General features: G+C 52.1%; 1 protein-coding gene and 1 pseudogene. Both read right to left on the reverse strand.

Annotated features, from left to right (window positions below; translation table 11 throughout):
- Nucleotides 1-194, reverse strand: a pseudogene (locus ACTHTA_RS11395) (phage terminase large subunit); the annotation flags it as partial.
- A gap of 2 nt (nucleotides 195-196) precedes the next feature.
- On the reverse strand, nucleotides 197-541 hold a 345-nt coding region (locus ACTHTA_RS11400), incomplete at its 5' end, for a DUF1804 family protein (RefSeq protein ID WP_440364680.1).

Consider the following 541-nt stretch of genomic DNA (forward strand, 5'->3'; position numbering starts at 1 on the left):
TAATGCGGTAGATAAGTCTTGCAGAAAAAACGGAAAGCCTCGGGCGTACACTGCATCACTTTGGCGCGACGCTCGGCAATATCCGTAGGCGCAGCAGACAATCCGATATCCGCCGCACTGATGCGCCGATTGATGTCTGCCCGGATGGCGGACATTCGGGCACGCAGTTCGGATTGGCTTAATTTTCCCTGCATAATTAAAACTCTTTCTCGATGACAGTTTGAAAGCCTTGCAGTACCGTATCAAAAGCAGCCAACATATCTGGATGTTGGTCGGCAATATAGGCAAACAGCTTTTCGATGACTTTAATGGCAATCGCAGATTCTTGAACTTCAGGCAATACCCGTTTGTTTGCCGCCACGGTCTTAGTAAACGCATCCGACAGGCTCGCCAACAATTTGGCGCGCTCGGACGGCATCAGATCCTCGACCGACGTGTCTTGCAACATTGTCATCGTTGACTGGTACTGCACCAAAAAACCTGCCAGCAGCGATCGGCTCAAGTCTTCGATGCCTCCGCCAGCCAGCGTGTAGGCGGCGCG

The organism is Neisseria sp. P0013.S005 (assembly GCF_051958425.1).
In the GTDB taxonomy this organism is placed as follows: Bacteria; Pseudomonadota; Gammaproteobacteria; order Burkholderiales; family Neisseriaceae; genus Neisseria; species Neisseria subflava.